17 protein-coding genes and 1 pseudogene are annotated in these 19,715 nt (G+C 50.0%); 12 read left to right on the plus strand and 6 right to left on the minus strand.

The features are described 5' to 3' along the window. Positions 1-5: 5 nt before the first annotated feature. The 4 genes from UF06_RS16620 to UF06_RS16635 all read right to left on the minus strand — a co-directional run bounded on the left by UF06_RS16620 (position 6) and on the right by UF06_RS16635 (position 5,250). Positions 6-740: a transglutaminase-like cysteine peptidase gene (locus UF06_RS16620; RefSeq protein ID WP_045571418.1), complete on the minus strand. Its 735-nt coding sequence runs from the start codon at positions 738-740 to the stop codon at positions 6-8. Further along, the gene (locus UF06_RS16625) at positions 724-2,115 is read right to left on the minus strand and encodes an HlyD family type I secretion periplasmic adaptor subunit (protein ID WP_045571419.1); all 1,392 of its coding nucleotides are present in this window, start codon (positions 2,113-2,115) and stop codon (positions 724-726) included. The genes UF06_RS16620 and UF06_RS16625 overlap by 17 nt, the downstream gene beginning before the upstream one ends. Positions 2,116-2,217: 102 nt before the next feature. Further along, complete coding sequence (locus UF06_RS16630; RefSeq protein WP_045571420.1) at positions 2,218-3,450, minus strand: sigma-54 dependent transcriptional regulator; 1,233 nt, start codon at positions 3,448-3,450, stop codon at positions 2,218-2,220. A 6-nt stretch (positions 3,451-3,456) separates the two neighbouring features. After that, positions 3,457-5,250, minus strand: coding sequence for an ATP-binding protein (locus tag UF06_RS16635; RefSeq protein ID WP_045571421.1), 1,794 nt, complete (start codon positions 5,248-5,250; stop codon positions 3,457-3,459). Between the two features lie 177 nt (positions 5,251-5,427). Between UF06_RS16635 and pdxH the strand changes: the two genes are divergently transcribed. Next, positions 5,428-6,063, plus strand: a complete 636-nt coding sequence (pdxH, locus tag UF06_RS16640) for a pyridoxamine 5'-phosphate oxidase (protein WP_045571422.1) — start codon at positions 5,428-5,430, stop codon at positions 6,061-6,063. Between the two features lie 22 nt (positions 6,064-6,085). Here the strand turns inward: pdxH and UF06_RS16645 are convergent, their stop codons facing one another. Then, entirely contained in the window at positions 6,086-6,808 is a 723-nt protein-coding gene (locus UF06_RS16645; RefSeq protein ID WP_045571423.1) for a helix-turn-helix transcriptional regulator, read from the minus strand. A 541-nt stretch (positions 6,809-7,349) separates the two neighbouring features. On the opposite strand from UF06_RS16645, the gene UF06_RS16650 reads away from it, so the two are divergent. From UF06_RS16650 to sstT, 11 genes and pseudogenes are all read left to right on the plus strand, one after another. Beyond that, the gene (locus UF06_RS16650) at positions 7,350-8,168 is read left to right on the plus strand and encodes an AraC family transcriptional regulator (protein WP_045571424.1); all 819 of its coding nucleotides are present in this window, start codon (positions 7,350-7,352) and stop codon (positions 8,166-8,168) included. Between the two features lie 184 nt (positions 8,169-8,352). Next, on the plus strand, positions 8,353-11,484 hold the full coding sequence (putA, locus tag UF06_RS16655; RefSeq protein WP_045571425.1) for a bifunctional proline dehydrogenase/L-glutamate gamma-semialdehyde dehydrogenase PutA: 3,132 nt from the start codon (positions 8,353-8,355) through the stop codon (positions 11,482-11,484). A gap of 11 nt (positions 11,485-11,495) precedes the next feature. After that, positions 11,496-12,203: a 1-pyrroline-5-carboxylate dehydrogenase gene (locus tag UF06_RS16660; RefSeq protein ID WP_045571426.1), complete on the plus strand. Its 708-nt coding sequence runs from the start codon at positions 11,496-11,498 to the stop codon at positions 12,201-12,203. A gap of 71 nt (positions 12,204-12,274) precedes the next feature. After that, positions 12,275-13,767, plus strand: a pseudogene (putP, locus tag UF06_RS16665) (sodium/proline symporter PutP). A gap of 323 nt (positions 13,768-14,090) precedes the next feature. Further along, complete coding sequence (locus UF06_RS16670; protein ID WP_045571427.1) at positions 14,091-14,339, plus strand: hypothetical protein; 249 nt, start codon at positions 14,091-14,093, stop codon at positions 14,337-14,339. A 175-nt stretch (positions 14,340-14,514) separates the two neighbouring features. Next, on the plus strand, positions 14,515-15,009 hold the full coding sequence (locus UF06_RS16675) for an Lrp/AsnC family transcriptional regulator (protein ID WP_039426589.1): 495 nt from the start codon (positions 14,515-14,517) through the stop codon (positions 15,007-15,009). A 137-nt stretch (positions 15,010-15,146) separates the two neighbouring features. Beyond that, on the plus strand, positions 15,147-15,575 hold the full coding sequence (locus tag UF06_RS16680) for a hypothetical protein (protein ID WP_045571428.1): 429 nt from the start codon (positions 15,147-15,149) through the stop codon (positions 15,573-15,575). Continuing rightward, positions 15,572-16,168 carry an SCO family protein gene (locus UF06_RS16685; protein ID WP_039441666.1) on the plus strand — a complete coding sequence of 199 codons (597 nt, stop codon included), beginning with the start codon at positions 15,572-15,574 and terminating at the stop codon, positions 16,166-16,168. The genes UF06_RS16680 and UF06_RS16685 overlap by 4 nt, the downstream gene beginning before the upstream one ends. Before the next feature lies 1 nt (position 16,169). Continuing rightward, complete coding sequence (locus UF06_RS16690; protein ID WP_045571429.1) at positions 16,170-16,616, plus strand: copper chaperone PCu(A)C; 447 nt, start codon at positions 16,170-16,172, stop codon at positions 16,614-16,616. A 297-nt stretch (positions 16,617-16,913) separates the two neighbouring features. After that, positions 16,914-17,975: a ribosome small subunit-dependent GTPase A gene (gene rsgA / locus UF06_RS16695; protein WP_045571430.1), complete on the plus strand. Its 1,062-nt coding sequence runs from the start codon at positions 16,914-16,916 to the stop codon at positions 17,973-17,975. Between the two features lie 278 nt (positions 17,976-18,253). Continuing rightward, on the plus strand, positions 18,254-19,474 hold the full coding sequence (gene sstT / locus UF06_RS16700; RefSeq protein WP_045571431.1) for a serine/threonine transporter SstT: 1,221 nt from the start codon (positions 18,254-18,256) through the stop codon (positions 19,472-19,474). Positions 19,475-19,591: 117 nt separating this feature from the next. Here the strand turns inward: sstT and UF06_RS24775 are convergent. Then, positions 19,592-19,715: transposase (locus tag UF06_RS24775; protein WP_045569239.1), on the minus strand; the 124-nt coding region annotated here is incomplete at its 5' end.

A 19,715-nucleotide genomic window follows, 5' to 3' on the forward strand; every position in this document is an offset into this window, starting at 1 on the left:
GCTCATTACTCGTCATAGTTAATGATAGGTTTGTTTAGCTTGAGTGTTTTTTCTCTTGAACGAAGATCGTTCCACAAGCTTAAACGGGATGAATCGCCAGCCAGTTGTCCGTTGGAGTTGGCAGATTTCATCAACCATAGATTTTTACCGTTAAAACTGTATATCGGCAGCAGATCCTGACGCTTGGACGCTTTGAGGATCGTTGGATTGAGGTTGTCGAGGATCAATGGCTCTGAGCTCGGTGTTTTATAGTAAGCCAACACCATGTGGAACTGGTTGAGTTCCAAGGCTTTGACGTACACCAAGCGCAGTTTGTTGTCCGAGACGCCCAATTCCAGCAATGAAAAATATTTGGCGATGGTGAAGTCTTCACAATCGCCTGCATTACTGCCTAAAAATTCCAGAGGTGTAGCCCAATAATCTTTTTGTCCCCAAAGCTTAATGTCGTCGACAAAATAGAGCTGGTTGAAAAAGTCGTTGATACCAGCCAGCTGTTCTTGTTCTTCTAACTGTTTGAAAAAATCAATATTCTCGCGCCAAGCCGTAACACGCTTTCCCGCTCTTTGCCCATACGTGCTGGAAACGGCCTCAACCCATTTTTGCTCGGTGGTGTTGAGCGCTTGGGAGGCAAAGGCCGCCCAGCCTAGCAACGCAAGCCCAACCCATCGTCCAATGTCGTTGGTGTTACGCCTTAGCAGGCTGAGCACGGCTTTAAAGTGTCTCTTATTCTTTGAGGGCATTGCTTTGCGCGCTAAGAATAGGTTTGAGCAGATATTCCAGTACGGTTCGTTTACCGGTGATGATATCCACCGAGGTGGTCATACCGGGAATAATCGGTAAATCGGCATCTTGGCCAAAGTTAGTCTTTTCGGTACGAACTCGAACAATATAGAAGCTGTTTCCCTCCTCATCTTGGGTGGTATCGGCGCTGATGTGCTCCAGAACCCCCGTCAGGCCTCCGTACTTACTAAAATCGTAGGCGGTGAATTTCACCACCGCCGACAAATTAGGTCTGAGGAAGGCGATATCTTGCGGGGCAATTTTTGCCTCGACTAAGAGCGTGTCTTCGGTGGGTACGATCTCGACAATATCCATCCCTGGCTGAATAACGCCGCCGACAGTATTGATGTTCAGCGTTTTAATCTTGCCCGTAACCGGTGAAACCACTACGGTTCGTTTCACTCGGTCTTTTAGCCCCACGGTGGATTCCACTAACGCAGAGAGCTGATCTTGCGCTTTATTGAGTTGTTCTTGCTGTTCCGAACGAAACTTCAGCGCCGCATCAATGCGGCTGAGCATGGACTCGCGAATCGAAGATTGCAGTACCGGCATTTTTAGCTCGGTCGATGTGAGCTCTCGACGGGTATCGTTGACCTGACGCTGCAATTTCAGCAGCTCGATTCTCGGCACCACACCTTCGTCGGCCAGCGGCTGAGTAATTTCCAGCTCTTTTTGAGCAAACTCGTATCCTTGTCGCAGGCTCTTCACGCGCGATTGGATCTCCACCAAGTCTTGCTGCTTCTGCCGGACTTGCTGGGTTAATACGGAAATTTGGTTGCGTAAGTTATTTAAATCTTGACGATATTCCGCTTTTTGTCTCTGGATTAGATCAGCCTGCTCTTGCTCCAATTGCTCAGGAAAACTGAGCTGGCTGTAGTTGATCACCACGCTTTTTTCCCACTCCGCGTTGGTGAACTCTTCATCGATTTCGACACTGTCGATTGAGGCGGTGAGTTGCAGCACTGCCGCCGTTAAGTTGGCCACTTGCTGCTCACGTTCGCGGTAGTCAGAGCGAAAACGGGTGTCGTCAATCAGTAACAGTTGCTGGCCTTTTTGTACCAACTGGCCCTCTTTTACCAGAATTTCTTTGACTAGCCCCCCTTCGAGGTTCTGTACAATTTGGATTTGCGACGAGGGGATCACTTTCCCTTGGCCGACGGTCACTTTGTCGATTTCGGCCCAAGAAGCCCAGCCAATCGCAATGGCAAAAAACAACACAATCACCCACAGCATAAGGCGCGCATTGGTGGGGGTGTTTAAAAGCAAAGCGGCGGTTTTGTCGTCGACAAAATCGAGCTCTTGGTTGCTGAGCTTATTGTAGTTGTCGCTGCTCATGCACTGTCCTTGTTTGATTATTTGTCTAAGTAATTGTAAGCCCAGTCTGAAATAATGTTAAAGGCGGGGTCGACAAATCGAGTACCGCCCAATATTACTTGCTTACTGTTCTTTAAATTGAGATTTATCTAGCTGATGCTTTTTAAGCTTATCATACAGCGTTTTACGAGATATCTGTAATTCGTGTTGCACGTCTTTTAACCGTCCTCCGTGCCGTTGCAGAGCGTCAAACAGCAAAGTGTATTCGAAGTAATCCATGCGTTGGGACATACTTTGCGCTTCGCAGTGGTTGAGCTGTTCGACATCTTGCCAAGAGACAAACTGCTGCGCTTTCAGTGCCCGCAGTTCGGCAAACTGACGCAACTGGCGAATGTTTTCTGGCCATGATTGCTGTTGGATGGCGTCTAGCTCAGCGGCGGTGATACGTGGAGGTTGTACTTGATAGCGGCTGCAAGCATTGCGCACAAAGTGTTTGTACAGCGCGGGAATATCCTCTTTGCGTGCATCCAACGGCGGCAGTGACACACTATCAATTTCGCCTTGCAACGCAGTTGGCAGTGCTTGTGTTGAACAGACCAAGCGGGTGCCGTTTAGGGGCACAGAGACCAGTGCTTGCCATTGGGATGGTTTGAGCACTTCGCCGTCATTAATGTACAAAGTGCCGTGTTTGTGTTGTTCCAGCAGGCGAGCAAGCTTGCTCTGGATCTCGTCAGCAGGCATATCGCTAAAGTAAAAACCGGAAATGGGCACCAGTTCGCCTTCAGCGCGATTGTGAATGTCGTAGAAAAACTGCGCGCACAGCCGCTTCCCCGTACCACTGTCACCCAGCAAGATCAGCGGTTTTTCGGGATTAGCACTGATCAAAGCGCGGCGAATCTGCACCATGGCTTGTGAATGGCCAATCAGTTTGGAACCAGCATGAGTCTGCATGTCGAGCTCCTTTTTCAACCAGACGTTTTCTTGCAGCAGCGCCAGTTTATCTTGTGCATTGCGGATCGATTTCAGCAGACTATCGCTGGAAAAGGGTTTTTCGAGAAAATCGTACGCCCCGCTTTTCATCGCTTTCACGGCGGTTTTCACATCGCCGTAGCCAGTTAAGACGATCACCTGAAAATGCGCGTTGCGCTCAAGCAACTGAGCGAGGAAGGCTAAGCCATTCATCACTGGCATATGAATATCGGTGATCACAACCGCAGGCTCGCTGCTATCTATTTGTTTGAGCGCTTCTACGGCGTTGGGGAAGGTTTGTACTTCAACGCCCTCTATCATCAGGGCTTGGCTGACTGAATCGCGGATGTGTGGTTCGTCATCGACGAAGTAAATTCGGTTTTGCATGCTTTATTATTGTGTCGGCAAGAGACGTGGGATACGGATGGTAAAACGCATGCCCTGCGGCGAGCGCGCTTGTACCTCAAGCGAGCCTTGATAGCTCTCGATGATGCGCCGGGAAATGGTTAAACCCAGCCCTAACCCTTCAGGCTTGGTAGTATAAAAAGGGTCAAACAAGTGAGTGAGTTTTTGTGTCTCTACGCCCGGGCCGTTGTCCGCAACACTCAACTGACAATAATCGCTGTCATTTTGACACTCGACAAGGATTTGTGCGTCGGCTTGCCCATCCATCGCTTGTGCGGCGTTATGGATAAGATTGATCAGCACCTGTTCTAGCTCGACATGGTGAATGTTGGCGGCAAGTGTGGCGGGAATGGGCTCGACTTTGAGGGTGACGCCTGATTTGATCAGTTTATTGCTTAAAATTCGCGTGGCATTGTGCACCGAATCGTGCAGATTGGCGCAATAGCGTCGATCATCGGTGGTGGATTTACGGGTAAATACTTTCAGGCGCGCAATCACCTCACTGATGGTTTGATTAAGCTCAAGCATCTGCTCAAGGTTGCCCTTAACCAGCTCAATTTTGTCCATCGTCAGCAGCTTTTGGCTGTTTTCAGTGTAAGTACGCAGCGCCGCAAGCGGCTGGTTAATCTCATGATTGATGCTGGCCGAGAGCTCGCCAAGCAGCGCCAATTTTGCCGCTTGCGTTAGTTCTTGTTGTGTTTGTTTGAGCTCTTGCTGGCTTTTTTCATACTGAATGATGGTTTGCTGCAATTGGCTATTCGCTTGGCTCAGCACTTCGGTGCGCTGGGTCACTTTCTGTTCAAGCTCGGTGTTGAGTTTGGCTAGCTGTTGTTTATTGGTTAGGGTTTGACGCCAAGCAAACGCGATCAGGGTAATTAAACCGAAAATCAGTAAGAAGATGGTGTCGGCTTGTAGCGCAGCGAGAATGCGTTGCTGATGCGGTGCGAGCGTCACCACACGAAAGCCGTTTTCGTTGCTAGCCGAAATGAACACTTGGTAGCGTGCCGCCATCAAGGCGGCCGCTTCAGGACCGAGATGCAGCGGCAGTTGAATATCGGGGTGCGCTTCGGGCGCTTGCTGGCCATATTGCTGATTCTCGACCATTTGCGCGATACGTTGCTCATCAATCGGCGCTAGAGCCGTGTAGCGCCAATGAGGATGATTGCTCAGAAACGCTACTTGATTTTCATCCAGCACCATGATGTCAGCCCGCTCTGGCTCAATGGTCTCTTCAAGCGCTTCCAAACTCACTTTCACGGTAATCACGCCAAGGATCTCATCGGCGTGCCAAATCGGCGCAGAGTAAAAATAGCCGCGTTTGTTGGAGCGAATACCCAAAGCAACGTAGCGGGCGATCTCGCCCTGAATGGCGGTGATAAAGTAAGGGCGAAAAGAGAAGTTTTCGCCGACAAAGGTGTCGTCTTGCTGGTAGTTACTCGATCCCAGCACCAAACCGTGGCGATCGTGCAGATAGATGGTATCGGCCAACGTCTGCTGTGACCAATCGGCCAGCAAGCGATTGAGTGCGCTTTGATCGCCTTGCTCCGTGAGGTAGGCCGCTAGGCGAGGGTCGTGGCTGAGCAGTTTGGGGATCTGTTCAAATTTCGCCAGCTCAGAGGCGATCTGCTGGGTGGCTCTTTCCGAGTAATTTTTCAGGATGTTTGCCCATTTTTTTTCCAGATACTGCGAGGCAGAAAAATGGGTGACCAATAGGCCAGCAACACCAAGTAGGGTAGCGAGTAAGACGAAGCGACGCAAAGATGGACGATTAGAAACGGACACTGGAAACCCAAGCCACAGCGAAGATTAAAGGAGGCTTACTTTAACTGCGAGAAAGCCAAAGATAAACCGATGCACCGTAACAACGCGAAACCGATCTTAGTTTTACAAACGGCCATCAAACCTTGAGTTTGTCTGCGTTCGGGCGCACAATCGGCAAAAAGTAGTGAAGGAGTAAAGATGGAACTTGCTGATATTCGCCGCGAGTACACCAAAGGTGGTTTGCGACGCAAAGATTTGAAAGAAAATCCGATTGACCAGTTTAATCTTTGGCTGGAACAAGCGATCCGTGCCAATTTAAGCGATCCCACCGCGATGACAGTGGCCACGGTTGATGAAAACGGCATGCCTTTTCAACGCATCGTACTGCTGAAAAGTGTCGATCAAAATGGCTTTGTCTTTTACACCAATTTAGGCAGCCGCAAAGCGCAGCATTTAGATCACAACACCAAAATCAGTCTGCATTTTCCCTGGCATCCACTTGAGCGCCAAGTGCACATTACCGGTACGGCGGAGAAGTTGACGGCGATGGAAAACCTGAAATATTTCACCTCGCGCCCCAAAGAGAGCCAACTGGCGGCGATTGCCAGCCGTCAGAGTAGCCGTATTTCAGCGCGTGGCGTGTTGGAAGGGAAGTTTCTTGAGCTAAAACAGAAGTTCGCTAACGGGGATATTCCGGTGCCCAGCTTCTGGGGTGGTTTCCGTGTTAAGCCGCAAAGCGTGGAATTTTGGCAAGGGGGCGAGCATCGTCTGCACGATCGCTTCCTGTTTAGCCAAACTGAAGGCGAGTGGCAGATCGATCGTCTTGCACCTTAAAGCCTTTTTCTGGCGACCGACTTCACAGTTGGTCGCCGTTGAGTACTACCGAAAGCTGCGTTTGCAACAAACTCTCCGGGATCATCGATCCAAATCCTGCCTCTAACGCTTTATCAATCAGTTGATTTTTACTATTGGCCGCAAATTTAGTGCGCAATCGTGCCACGTGCCCTTCGACGGTCTTGATGGAAATGCCCATAATTTTCGCGATGTATTGTGGCTTGCGGCCGTAAAGCAGCAAAAACAGCGTCTCCTGCTCTCGCGCGGTTAAGTTTTTCGGCACGCTGACCGATTCATCGAAGCGAAAATTGCTGCGCGTATCTTGATGAAGCCCCGTAGCGCGGCACACCCAGTAACCCACTTCCAGTACCGCCGTGTCGGTCAGCTCTTGCCCATAGAAAATAGTGCCTTGCACTTCTCCCGCAGCGTTACGCCAAGGGGATTTAGTGAAGATGTGTGCGTGCCAGTGGCCATCTGGATAAGGGTGAATATCGAGGATCTTCAGCGTGCGGCCCGTTTCCATCACGTATTTATCCTGACGTTGAAACTCGGCAGCGCACTCGGTAGTCGGGCTGGGCATCTGGAAATCGGTGAGGCCAATGCAATCTTCTGCTTTGCGATGGCCGATTAACTGCGCATAGTGGTGATTGGCGTAACGAAATACGGAGTCTTTATCTTTGCAGCCCCAACAGCCGGGTAACTGATGAAAAAGAGATTGTTCGACAGAGGTAAATGAAATCGTCACGTTGCAACTCGCTTTTACGACACTAGGACAGAATAAATATGCGCTTGATTGGTGTGCAATCTTTTGGTTGCGCAATATCTTATAAGTAATGTCTCATTTTTGCGAGGATTATCAATAAAGAGACAAGGCGCAGATAAAAAAAAGCCAGCCTGAAGACGGGCTGGCAATACAAGATAATCATCTTGTCGACGTGTAGAAGAGGTTCTAAATCACATAGCGAGGGTCTGCTACGAGAATTTAGAGGTATCGATTGATACCGGGATCTCAGCGTACAGCAGTACCTTGAGTTCCTAAGCGCTACTGTAGGGGAAATGGTACATAAGCAAAAGGGGGGAAAACCCCTATTCATCAATGAGATGGCCAAAAGCGGTAGTGCTCGGTTGGTTGTACAGTGACCGTAGGATGGTACAGCATGATCATCGTTCCGGAACAATGATCATCGCAGACGACGCATGGATCCTCGCCAATCAAATGAGTGCGGATAGGCAATCGGTCAGCGCTGGGGTATGATTTATTGGTCCTTTTCTCACTAAACTTGATTATGAGCGAACAACCGAAAGTGCAATCTAAGATCACGCCGGAGCAGAGTAAGCCCAGACCCGCAGAGCTGGTGACGTTACCCTCGTATATGGATTGCCATGATCATCAGTACACGCAAATTGTCATTGGCCTCAAAGGGCAGGCGGAATTTGAAGTGCGCGGGCGCGGTAACTTAGTTGGCCCCGGGCAGGGATGTGTGGTGACGGCGTGCTCTGATCATGCTTTCGGTGGGGTGATTGGTCAGTCGGATATTTTGGTGCTCAATATGCCGCTGCCCAGCGGCGATGATCCTATGATGCTGCAAAAAATCAATCAGTTGGAGCAATCTCATCTCTACTTTCAGCTAGATGGACAGATCCAAAAATTGATCCAGATGCTAGTGCGTGAAATGCAGGCCAGTCCAGACGATCTTCTGCTGAGCCGCGCTTGCAACGATACGGTCATGGCACTGTTGCAACGTCATATCTCAGCGTTTGAGACGCCGAAAAAAGAGTCTCGTTTTGATCTCGACGCGATTGATCGCTACATCGAAACCCATTTGAGCCATCGGATCAGCGTCGCGCAACTGGCAGGGAGCGTTTTTCTTGGTGAAAGCCAGTTCCATAATTTGTTCAAAGAACAGATGGGCATCACCCCGCATCAGTATGTGTTGGGTAAACGCATTGACATGGCCAAAGAACTGATCGAAAAAGGCACCTTCAGCTTAGGGCAAATTGCCGAAATCACCGGGTTTTCCGGACAAAGCACCTTTACTCACTCCTTCACTCGCCTGCAGGGCATTTCTCCTTCTCTCTACAAAAAGCAAAATAGCGTTAAATAAGTTGCATTATGTATTGGTTTATTTTGCTTGATTTCGTGTGATCATGTGTTTGTTTTGTTAAAAAAGCGAGTTTTTAGCAAAAATCTCGGAGTTTTTGACAAGTATTCCTCTCAGCCTCAAAATACACTGCCTGCCATATGTATAGCCCCGGAGCGGTTTTCGGGGATGAGATTGAGGAAAACGCATGTTTACAGCGACAGATGTGTTGAAACCGGAGTTTGTCCAGCAGCCGCTTGATACGCTTTGGTCATTGATCTCCCCATTGTATATGGTGGACGAATCTCAATGGCTACAGCAACTCCTGCCACTGGCGACCCCTTCAGCGGAAGAAAAAGCGGCGATTGCCAAAAGCACCACGCAACTGATAGAAGCGATTCGCGCTGATAAGAAATCGATCCAATTGATCGATGCCCTTTTGCTGGAGTACAGCTTAGATACTCAGGAAGGGATCTTGTTGATGTGTCTGGCTGAGGCGCTGATGCGAATTCCGGACTCGGCCACCGCCGATGCATTGATCAAAGATAAACTCAGTGTGGCCGATTGGAAATCTCACCTAAAGAACTCAGATTCCGTGTTCGTCAACGCCTCCACTTGGGGATTGATGCTGACGGGCAAAGTGATCGGTCTCGCGGATGAAGATACCAGCAGCCCAACGCAAGCCGTGAATCGTTTGGTCAACAAGCTTTCTGAGCCAGTGATCCGCAAAGCGATGTATCAGGCGATGAAGATCATGGGCCACCAATTTGTCCGTGGTCGCACCATCGAAGAAGCGCAGAAAAACGGTCGCCCAATGCGTGATAAAGGCTTCACTTACTCATTTGACATGCTGGGTGAAGCGGCGCTGACCACGGCTGATGCTAATAAATACTTCAAAGATTACCTGATGGCGATTGAGTCGGTGGGCCGTGAAAGCTATGGCAATAACACCAGCCCTGCGCCGTCGGTGTCGATCAAACTTTCTGCACTGCACCCGCGTTATGAAGTGGCCAATGAAGCGCGTGTGATGAGCGAGCTGTATACCACGCTTGAACAACTGCTTAAGCGTGCGGTTGAATTGGATGTCGCCATCACCATTGATGCAGAAGAAGCGGATCGCCTAGAACTGTCGCTCAAGCTGTTTGCCAAACTCTACCGCAGCGAAACGGTTAAAGGGTGGGGTAAGTTTGGCCTCGTTGTTCAGGCGTACTCCAAACGTGCGCTGCCTGTTTTGGTGTGGCTCAACGCACTGGCCAAAGAGCAGGGCGATTTGATCCCGCTGCGTTTGGTAAAAGGCGCCTACTGGGATAGCGAAGTGAAATGGTCGCAGCAGCGCGGTTACGAGAACTATCCAGTCTATACCCGTAAAGAAGCGACCGATGTCGCTTACCTTGCTTGTGCTCGTTTCCTCTTAAGTGAGAACGTGCGCGGCAACATCTTCCCTCAATTTGCCAGCCACAACGCGCAAACCGTCTCGTCGATTGCCGTGATGGCGCAACATAAAGATTTTGAGTTCCAACGTCTACATGGCATGGGCGATTCGCTCTACAACCATGTGATGGACAAATATCGTCAGCCCGTGCGCATCTATGCGCCAGTCGGTAGCCACAAAGATCTGCTGCCTTATTTGGTTCGTCGCTTGCTGGAAAACGGTGCCAACAGCTCGTTTGTACACCGTTTGGTTGACGCGCGCTGCCCAATTTCTGAGCTGACTAAGCATCCAGTCGAAGCGCTGACTTCCTTTGCAACCCTCAACAATACCAAGATCCCACTGCCGAGTGCGATTTTCCCAGAGCGTAAGAACTCGTATGGCGTGAACGTCGATATTGAAAGCGAAGCCAAGCCGTTTGAAGCGCAGGTTGAGTCGTTTTTAGCCAAGCAGTGGATCGCTGGCCCGGTGATCAATGGTCAATCTCTGGCTGAAAGCATGATCAAGGAGGGGCAAGCGGAAAGCGTGACCGCGCCTTATGATCGCCGCATCGAGGTTGGTAAGATCGCCTTTGCGTCACTTGATCATGTTTCCGCCGCGATTGAGGGTGCGCAACAAGCGTCTGCCGGTTGGCAAACCACTCCTCTGGCGGAGAAAGCACGTTGCTTGGACTCGTTAGCGGATCTCATGGAAGCCAATCTGGCCGAGCTGGTGGCACTGTGCCATCAAGAAGCGGGTAAAACGCTACACGACAGCATCGATGAAGTGCGTGAAGCGGTCGATTTCTGTCGTTACTACGCTAAGCAAGCGCAAAACTTGCAACCTTTCGAGTTGCAAGGTTTTGATGGTGTGAAGCGCATCGCTAGCCGTGAAGGCTTGGGTGTGTTCGTCTGTATCAGTCCGTGGAACTTCCCGCTGGCGATCTTCTTAGGGCAAATTTCCGCCGCCTTGGTGGCTGGTAATACCGTTGTCGCTAAACCCGCTGAGCAAACCAGCCTTATCGCAGCGCGCGCGGTGGAGTTAATGCAGCAAGCGGGGTTCCCTGCCGGTGTGATTCAATTGATCCCTGGTCGTGGCGCGGATATCGGCTCAGCGCTGACATCTCATCCTGCGATTGCGGGGGTCGCCTTTACCGGTTCGACCGCAACCGCTCAGCGCATCAACGTGACCTTAGCACAGCGTGAAGCCAAACCCGTGCCATTTATCGCAGAGACGGGTGGGCAGAACGCGATGATCGTCGACAGTACTGCGCTGCCAGAGCAAGTGGTGCGTGATGTGATCCGCTCAGCTTTCGCCTCGGCGGGCCAGCGCTGCTCGGCGTTGCGCGTGCTGTTTGTGCAACAAGACATCGCTGATCGCGTTATTTCTCTGATCCAAGGGGCGATGAACGAGCTGAGCGTTGGTCTGCCGTATTTGCACAAAACCGATGTTGGCCCTGTGATCGATAGTAAAGCAAAAGAGAAGCTACGTGCGCACTTGGCACAGATGAGTGCCACGCAGAAGAAAGTGGCGCAACTGACGCTGGATGACGTCTGCCAGCATGGTGATTTTATCGAACCAAGTGCGTTTGAAATTGAAGGTATCCACGTGCTACAAGAAGAGCAGTTTGGGCCTATTCTGCACATCGTGCGTTTCAAAGCGTCTGAGCTGACGAAAGTGGTTGAGCAGATCAATCAAACGGGTTTTGGCTTGACCATGGGGATACACAGCCGTAACGAGACCACCTATCGCTGGATAGAGAAACATGCGCGAGTCGGTAACTGCTATATCAACCGTGACCAAGTCGGTGCGGTGGTGGGCGTACAACCGTTTGGCGGCCAAGGGCTGTCTGGCACTGGACCGAAAGCAGGTGGCCCACACTATTTGTACCGCTTTACCCAGATCCAATTCAAACCAACTGAGAACGCATAAGGAGTCACAACATGGTTCATCAAGTAACAAGTTTTGCGGATGCATTCTCAGCGTGGGAACAGTGGAATCTGACCAATTTTGATTACAAATGCGAGCACTTGCTGGCATTTAAAAACGCGCTGGAAGCGAAGCATTCTACGCTGGCGAAAGTGGTGTCGTACCACTTGCAGCAAGCGGCTTCACTTTTGGCGGAGGCCCATCTTCTGGTTGGGCCAACCGGAGAAACCAACGAGTTGTACACCGCTGGCCGTGGCGTCGCGCTGGTGATCGTTGAAAATGAGCAAAGCGACCAAGAGGCGGCTCTGTATAGCGCGTTTGCTCTGGTGACCTGTACGCTGATCGCTGGAAACAGTGTGATTGTGTGCAGTGATAACCAAACGTTCAATGGCTTGCTCAGCAGTGCCCTTGAACAAACGCCTTTTCCATCAAACCTAGTACAGATGGTGGCTTATGATGCTGCTCAGCAGTTGATTGAGCGTGATGTACGCAGTGTCGGTTATGTTGGGCATACTTCGGTTGAGCGTGAGCTTAACCTGCAACTGGCTAAACGCAACGGGGCGATCGTTGGTTTAGTGTCTGCAACGGATCCGGCAACGTTGAACGTAGCAAACGATCCGCATCTCTCGCTGCGCTTTATTACCGAGCGCACGCGTACCATAAATATTACCGCTGTGGGTGGTAACGCAACTCTGCTCGAGTTGGGGAACGATACTCACTAACCTTTCTCCACTCCCCCCAAGCCGTTTGGGGGGAAACAGGGAAGGATTACTATTCTAATGAGGACTATCTAATGATAGAGAATAGCTTTGCTATTACGGGCACGTTTGTTGCCTATTTAATTCTTATGGTCGCTATAGGGATTTACGCTTATAAAAAGACGTCTAGTTCGAGTGACTATTTCTTGGGAGGGCGCAGCCTTGGGCCGTGGCCAGCAGCACTGTCGGCGGGTGCGTCAGACATGAGTGGTTGGTTGCTGCTTGGTTTACCGGGTTATGCATATGCGGCGGGTATCGAGTCTCTATGGCTCGCGGGTGGCCTGCTTGTCGGTACTTGGGCGAACTGGCTGGTTAATGCCAAACGTCTGCGTACATACAGTATTCAAACAGACGCTCTCACTTTGCCTGAATTCTTATCTCGTCGTTTTGATGATAAATCAAAACTGATTCAGACAATCTCTGCGTTCTTCATTCTTCTGTTCTTCCTCTTCTACACCAGCTCTGGCTTGGTCGCAGGGGGCAAACTGTTTGAAACGGTATTTGGTTTAGACTACAGCATCGCGGTGATTGTCGGCACTGTGTGTGTCGTATCGTACACCTTATTTGGTGGCTTCCTCGCGGTATCGTGGACTGACTTAGTGCAAGGCCTACTGATGCTGCGGCGCTGATGATCGTTCCAGTGGCGGTGATGGAAGGGGGTTTTGGCCAGTTGGCGAGCGACATGCACAACATCAACCCTGAGCTGTTAACCCTTTGGCATGACGTAAAAGGGGAACCGCTCTCTGCGATTGCCATTATTTCACTGGTTGCGTGGGGCCTAGGTTATTTCGGTCAGCCACACATTCTGGCGCGCTTTAAAGCCACACGTTCAAATCGTGAACTGGTCACGGCACGTCGTATCGCTGTGGGTTGGACTGCGCTTTCGATGGGCGGCGCGATTCTGGTTGGCCTTGTGGGCTTGGTGTGGGTCAATGGCCACCCAGGCAGTGAACTGGCCGATGGCGAGAAAATCTTCATGTTGCTGGTCAATACCGTGTTCCATCCAGTGATTGCGGGCATCTTGCTGGCAGCCATTCTGGCGGCCGTCATGAGTACGGCGGACTCGCAGCTGTTGGTTTCTTCTTCAGCCTTAGCGGAAGATTTCTACAAACAAGTCTTCAAGCCAAACGCCTCTTCTGAAGAGATCGTCATGGTTGGCCGAATCGGTGTGATCGTTATTTCGGTGGTGGCGCTGTTCTTGGCGATGACGCCAGACAGCTCTGTATTGGGTCTGGTGTCCTATGCGTGGGCAGGCTTTGGTGCGGCCTTTGGCCCTGCGGTGGTGCTCAGCCTGTATTGGCAAGGGATGAACCGCAATGGCGCGTTGGCGGGGATTGTTTTAGGCGGCGTGACGATCGTGGTGTGGAAACAGCTTTCTGGTGGCTGGTTCGATGTGTACGAAATTGTCCCTGGAATTATTCTTTCGACTGCGGCGATTGTAATTGTCAGCAAACTGACCGGCGGCCCTGCGAAGAATGTGGTTGATCAGCACAAACAGTTCGAACAGAAACTGGTTGAGCTAGACTAAGCCCCCGCTCGATTTACATTGTAAATAGTCAGACCCCGCTCAGTTCGCTGTGCGGGGTTTTTGCTTGTTGAAAGAAAATGACTAAATTGTCGCTATTCTGTCATGCGCTTAACACAAGCAATACGTTGAACGTTATACTCGCTACGTGACAAAGTGAGAGCTGACGAACATAGTTTGCCGATACGCTTCTCACTTTCGATAAAATCAACAATAAATTTTGAATCTGTACCACAAAAATTAAAAGTATCTTTTTTCATGTGGGAAATTTTTGCACAGAATAGGTCACTTTCATTAACTAGTGGTCAGACATCGGAGGAAAGGTCATGCCGGAAATTTACTGCTCAGCTTGTAAAAAGACAACCGCGCACAAGGTTATCATGTGTCGTTGTGAGTCACAGCCAGTAGAAAGTTTTACCGGAAGGATCTTGAGCTTTACTCAATTGATGGCCAAATTCGTCTCGGGTGAGCACTACTACGAGATGGAGCCGCAGCATTTTTGTCGCTACTGCAACCAGAAAAACATCGCGCCAGTGAAGAAGAGCCCAGCGCCCTCCGTTGTGCAACACATTTAAATTCGTACCGATACTTTGTCACTTACTCGCCTGAGCCTCTCCGCTTGGGCTTTTTGCGTGGATTGTTTTTAATCGGCATGTGCAACCGTGGCGCCGACGGTTGCTGATCAAAGCGCTTGGCGATTACACTGACAAAAAAGAGAAAAACTGACAAAAAAGAAAAAAGGACTTAAAGATGCCAGGTTACCAACTCGATCGCATCGACTTACACATATTGCGGATACTGCATCTTAAGGGGCGTCTGCCCGTGGTGGAGCTGGCGAAAATAGTCAATCTCACCACCTCACCTTGTTCTGAGCGGGTTAAACGCCTAGAAAAAGAGGGCTACATCAAAGGCTACCATGCTGAGCTCAATGCGGAAAAGTTAGGGCTGGATGTGCAAGTGTTTATTCATATTCGCCTCGATCAAACCAGTTTTTCTATTTTCGACAAATTTGCCAAAGCGGTGGCGGATATGCCGGAAATCGAAGAGTGTTATTCCCTCTCGGGTGACTTCGACACCATGATTAAGGTGCGAGTGAAAAGTATGAAGGCCTATCAGGAGTTTATGTCGAGTAAACTAGGCACCTTGCCGGGAGTGATTCAAACTCGCAGCGAAGTGGTGATTGAAGAGCATAAAACGGGTTTTGGCGTTAATCCTGAGCTGCTTTCGACCCTATATCAAAAATAGCCTTTCCTGCTCTGCCTCATACACACCTTTTCGACCAAGAAAAGTGGAGGCAGTGACGCACAATTTTCACTGCTTAAACAGTGCCTTGAGCGGTTTTGTGTTAGGATGCGAGCACGGTTTATCTTCCCGGAATGCCAATGAACAACTTTCTCAAATTCGTCGCACTGATGCTGGCTCTGGCTGGTGGCTATTTTGCCCAAGATGTTGCCAGCTATTTCTCTACTGAGCATAGAAGCGTCGATCTCGCCGATTATTGCCTATTGTCCACTGAGCCTTGTCAGCAGCAGCAAGCGTCCATGACGCTAAGCGTTGACACGCTGCAACCGCTTGCCGCGGCCACGCTCACCGTTGATTGGCCACAGAGCAGTGCCAAACAACTGGTACTGAGCTTGACGGGGGTGGAAATGGAGATGGGCAATCCAAAATACATTTTGCAGCAAGTTTCTCCCGGCCACTATGTGGGCGAGTTAGTGCTGCCTGTGTGTACGTCAGACTCAATGACCTGGGCGGGGGAACTGAGTGACGGACAACATACCCTTTACCCCGCGATGAGGATGCAACGATGAGTAGAAATTGGTCACTAATTTTAGTGGTGGCTTTTGTATTAGGTTTTGGCGTAAAAAGCTATTTTGATCAGCAGCAGAAAGTTGCCCCTAAGCCCGCACAAAGTGCCGAGCAGCCGATTTTGTTTGGCGAAAACGAGCAGCCAGTCGATATTTTTGACCAGAATGATCCACGCATTCGCATCGCTTATTTTGGTTTCACTCGCTGTCCGGATGTTTGTCCAACCTCGCTTGCGATGCTCGCTGGCGCGCTCAATCAACTGGATGATGCCACCAAAGCCAAGTTGCGCCCGCTGTTTATCTCTCTCGACCCTGAGCGAGATGGCGCTAAGGCTTCTGCCGAGTACGCCCACTACTTCCACCCCATGATTGAGGGTCTGTCTGCGCCACTCGATATCACCAAATCGCTGGCTAATCGCTATGGGGTTATTTTTCGTAAAACCGAGCTGAAAGATTCACAACTCAAGTACACCTTAGACCATAGCTCCTATTTTTATTTTTTGAAGCCTGACGGCACCTTGATCACCAAAGTGCCTCACACCTTAACGCCTGCACCGATTGTGGATGCAATTAAAACCACCACACAAGGACAATAAAATGAAACTGAAAGCTTTGATGATTGGCGCACTGCTGCTTAGCCCGCTCGCACACGCCAGTGATGTTATGTTCCACCATCCTTATGCGCGCGCCATGGCACCGGGGGCGGTCAACAGCGCAGTGTTTGTCGAACTGGTTAACAATAGCGCGCAAGCGCAAACCATTGTTGCGGCTAGCACTCCGGCGGCGGGAAAAGTGGAACTGCATGATGTGATCAAACAAGGCGATGTGATGCAGATGCGCCAGATTGAAGGCATTGAGGTTCCTGCCAATGGCAAGACGGAACTTAAACCGGGCAGTTTGCACATCATGCTGTTTGATCTTGCACAGCCACTGAAAGAGGGCAGTGAGATAGAAGTGACCGTCACGTTCGCCACTGGTGAGAAACAAACCTTCACCGCACCAGTGAAAAAAGTGATGGCAGGCATGAAGCACGCCAATCATTAATGTGATATAAATCACACAAAGGAGTGGCAACAGTCGCTCCTTTTTCTTTTGTGCGCCTATACTGCCACTGTCTAAAACACACTGGAGGAATTCTGATGATTGTCACTAACCAACTTCAAAGGGCATTGTTGGGTTAACGGAAAGTCCGTTCACAAACCTTTTTATCGCAACGAGCGACTTCTCCCCATCCCTTCTTGTTTGCCCGGTAAAACCGGGGTCATTCTATCGTAACGAACGAATTACACCCTGAATCCTAATGATTTAGTCAGGTGCTTTTGTGCACCGGGAAGATTCGCAATGAACAAAACAAGTAATCCACTTCAGCCAGCAACACTTGCTCAACTTGGCTGGAAACCTTTTTTTCAACAACAACTGACACTGGACGACTACGACGACACGCTGATTTGCCGTGTGCTTGCTCATCATCGTAGCGGGTATCAACTGGCTTGTGAGCAGGGCAGTTTTCATTTAGCTATTCATCATGCGCAGCCCAAAATGACCGTTGGCGATTGGCTGTTGGTCGATACGCAACATCAGTTCAAACGGTTGCTGGAACGCCAGAGTGAATTGAGCCGTAAAGCGGCGGGCAGCAAAGTTGAGGAGCAATTGATTGCGGCCAATGTCGATACGCTGTTTATCGTTTGCTCGCTCAATGATGATTTCAACCTCAGCCGCATTGAGCGTTACCTTAGCGTCGCCAAGGAAGCACACATTGAGCCGGTGGTGGTGCTCACCAAAGCAGATCTTTGTGTTGATGCCGAAGCGCGTATCCAACAAGTGAAGCAGTTAAGCGCGACTTTGCTGGTTGAAGCGGTCAACGCACTCGACAGCCATAGTGTTGACGTGTTAAGACCGTGGTGCACGACGGGCCGCACTGTGGCGTTTCTCGGCTCATCCGGGGTCGGAAAATCAACCTTGACCAACTCGCTACTGGGTGATGAAACGCAACAAACGGGCGGGATTCGTGAAGACGACAGCAAAGGTCGACACACCACCACAGCGCGTTCGGTGCATCTGATAGCCGGTGGCGGCATCATTATTGATACGCCCGGAATGCGTGAGCTGCAACTGGCTGATTGCGGTGAAGGGGTCAGTGAGACCTTTGCCGAAATTGAAAGTTTGGCAGAGCGCTGCCGTTTTAGTGATTGTCGACACCAGCAAGAGCCGGGGTGTGCGGTACAAAAAGCGATAGAAAATGGCACATTAGAGCTAAGACGCTATCAAAACTACCTCAAACTGCAAAAAGAGCAGGCTTACAATGCGTCAACCTTCGCTGAGCAAAGGAATCGATTGAAGCAAATAGGAAAAATGCATCGTAACGTACTCAGCGATAAGAAAAAATTAAAAGCGCCTTATTGAGTTAACTGACAACGCATCCTCTTATAGCCAAAGTGGTTAGCAAAACTACTTTGGCTATTATTTTATTCTTCTTTCTCTTGCTTATAACATCTTTACAACACTTTTAACCACCCATCACAACTTTGCACAAACAATCAGCCCAGAAATAAACTAAAACTAGACACAAAATATTCCCTCGTTACTATAGGTACCATTCAGCACAACTATGCTGAATTTCGCTTAGTTCTATAAAATGAATAATCAAACCACCATAATTCTGATAAATGCAGGAATGATGTATGCAACATAACAGTCTTATAGCGCGATTTGCCCGTGGCAACCTCGTGCTACAGATCCTAGTCGGTATCGTCCTTGGGATCTCACTTGCCGTCGTCTCACCAAGCTCAGCCGAAAGTGTAGGCTTGCTCGGGAGCTTATTCGTCGGTGCGTTGAAAGCGATCGCCCCAATTTTGGTCTTTATCCTTGTCGCCGCTTCCATCGCCAATCAAAAGAAAAATCAACATACCCATATGCGCCCAATCGTGGTGATGTACCTGGCGGGAACCTTCTTTGCTGCTCTGATAGCCGTTGTCTTGAGCTTCATGTTTCCAACGACACTGACCCTAGTGACGGGTGCGGAAGGGGCGAACCCGCCGCAAGGTATTCTGGAAGTAATTAAAACCCTGCTGTTCAAGCTGGTGGATAACCCAGTTAACGCGCTAACTAATGCCAACTATATTGGTATCTTGGCTTGGGGTGTGGGCCTTGGTTTGGCACTGCATCATGCCTCAGCGACCACCAAAGCGGTGTTTGAAGATCTCAGCCACAGCGTTTCACACATTGTGCGTTTCATCATCCGTTTGGCGCCGTTCGGTATTTTCGGCCTCGTTGCGTCTACTTTCGCGACTACGGGCTTTGACGCGTTGGCCGGTTACGCACACCTGTTAGTGGTACTGCTGAGCGCGATGGCGATCATTGCACTGGTGGTTAACCCAGCGATGGTTTACGTAAAAACCAAACAAAACCCATACCCGTTAGTGTTCCAGTGTCTGCGTGAAAGTGGCGTAACGGCTTTCTTTACCCGTTCTAGTGCGGCTAACATTCCAGTCAACATGGCTTTGTGTGAAAAGCTAAAACTGGATGAAGACACCTACTCGGTATCGATTCCACTAGGTGCGACCATCAACATGGCCGGTGCTGCTATTACCATCACAACACTGACTCTGGCTGCGGTACACACCATGGGTATTGAAGTGGATCTGATGACCGCAATCCTGCTCAGCGTTGTGGCGGCGGTGTCGGCGTGTGGCGCATCTGGTGTTGCGGGGGGATCGCTGCTTTTGATCCCGCTGGCGTGTGGCCTGTTCGGGATTTCCAACGACATTGCAATGCAAGTGGTCGCGGTCGGCTTTATCATCGGTGTTATCCAAGATTCAGCGGAAACGGCGCTCAACAGCTCAACTGACGTGATCTTTACGGCCGCAGTATGTGAATCAGAAGCACAAAAAGCTCAGCGTTAATCTGCGCAGAATGATATGAGCGGCGCTTGATGCCACTTTGCTCAAACCTTTTCATCCCCGAGCCATGCTTGGGGATTTTTTTGCGTCGTCTTTAGTACTTTGTATCCCTATAGCGGTTCATCCGGAAAATCGATACTTCGCCTCATGACTGGCTTTGATTTTTAACTCAAAAAATTCCCAATCACGATACCCATAGGCGACTTTGTTCAGCGTCTTTATTCGGTTGTTCACACCCTCTACT

The sequence above is a fragment of the Vibrio sp. S234-5 genome (assembly GCF_000960595.1).
In the GTDB taxonomy this organism is placed as follows: Bacteria; Pseudomonadota; Gammaproteobacteria; order Enterobacterales; family Vibrionaceae; genus Vibrio.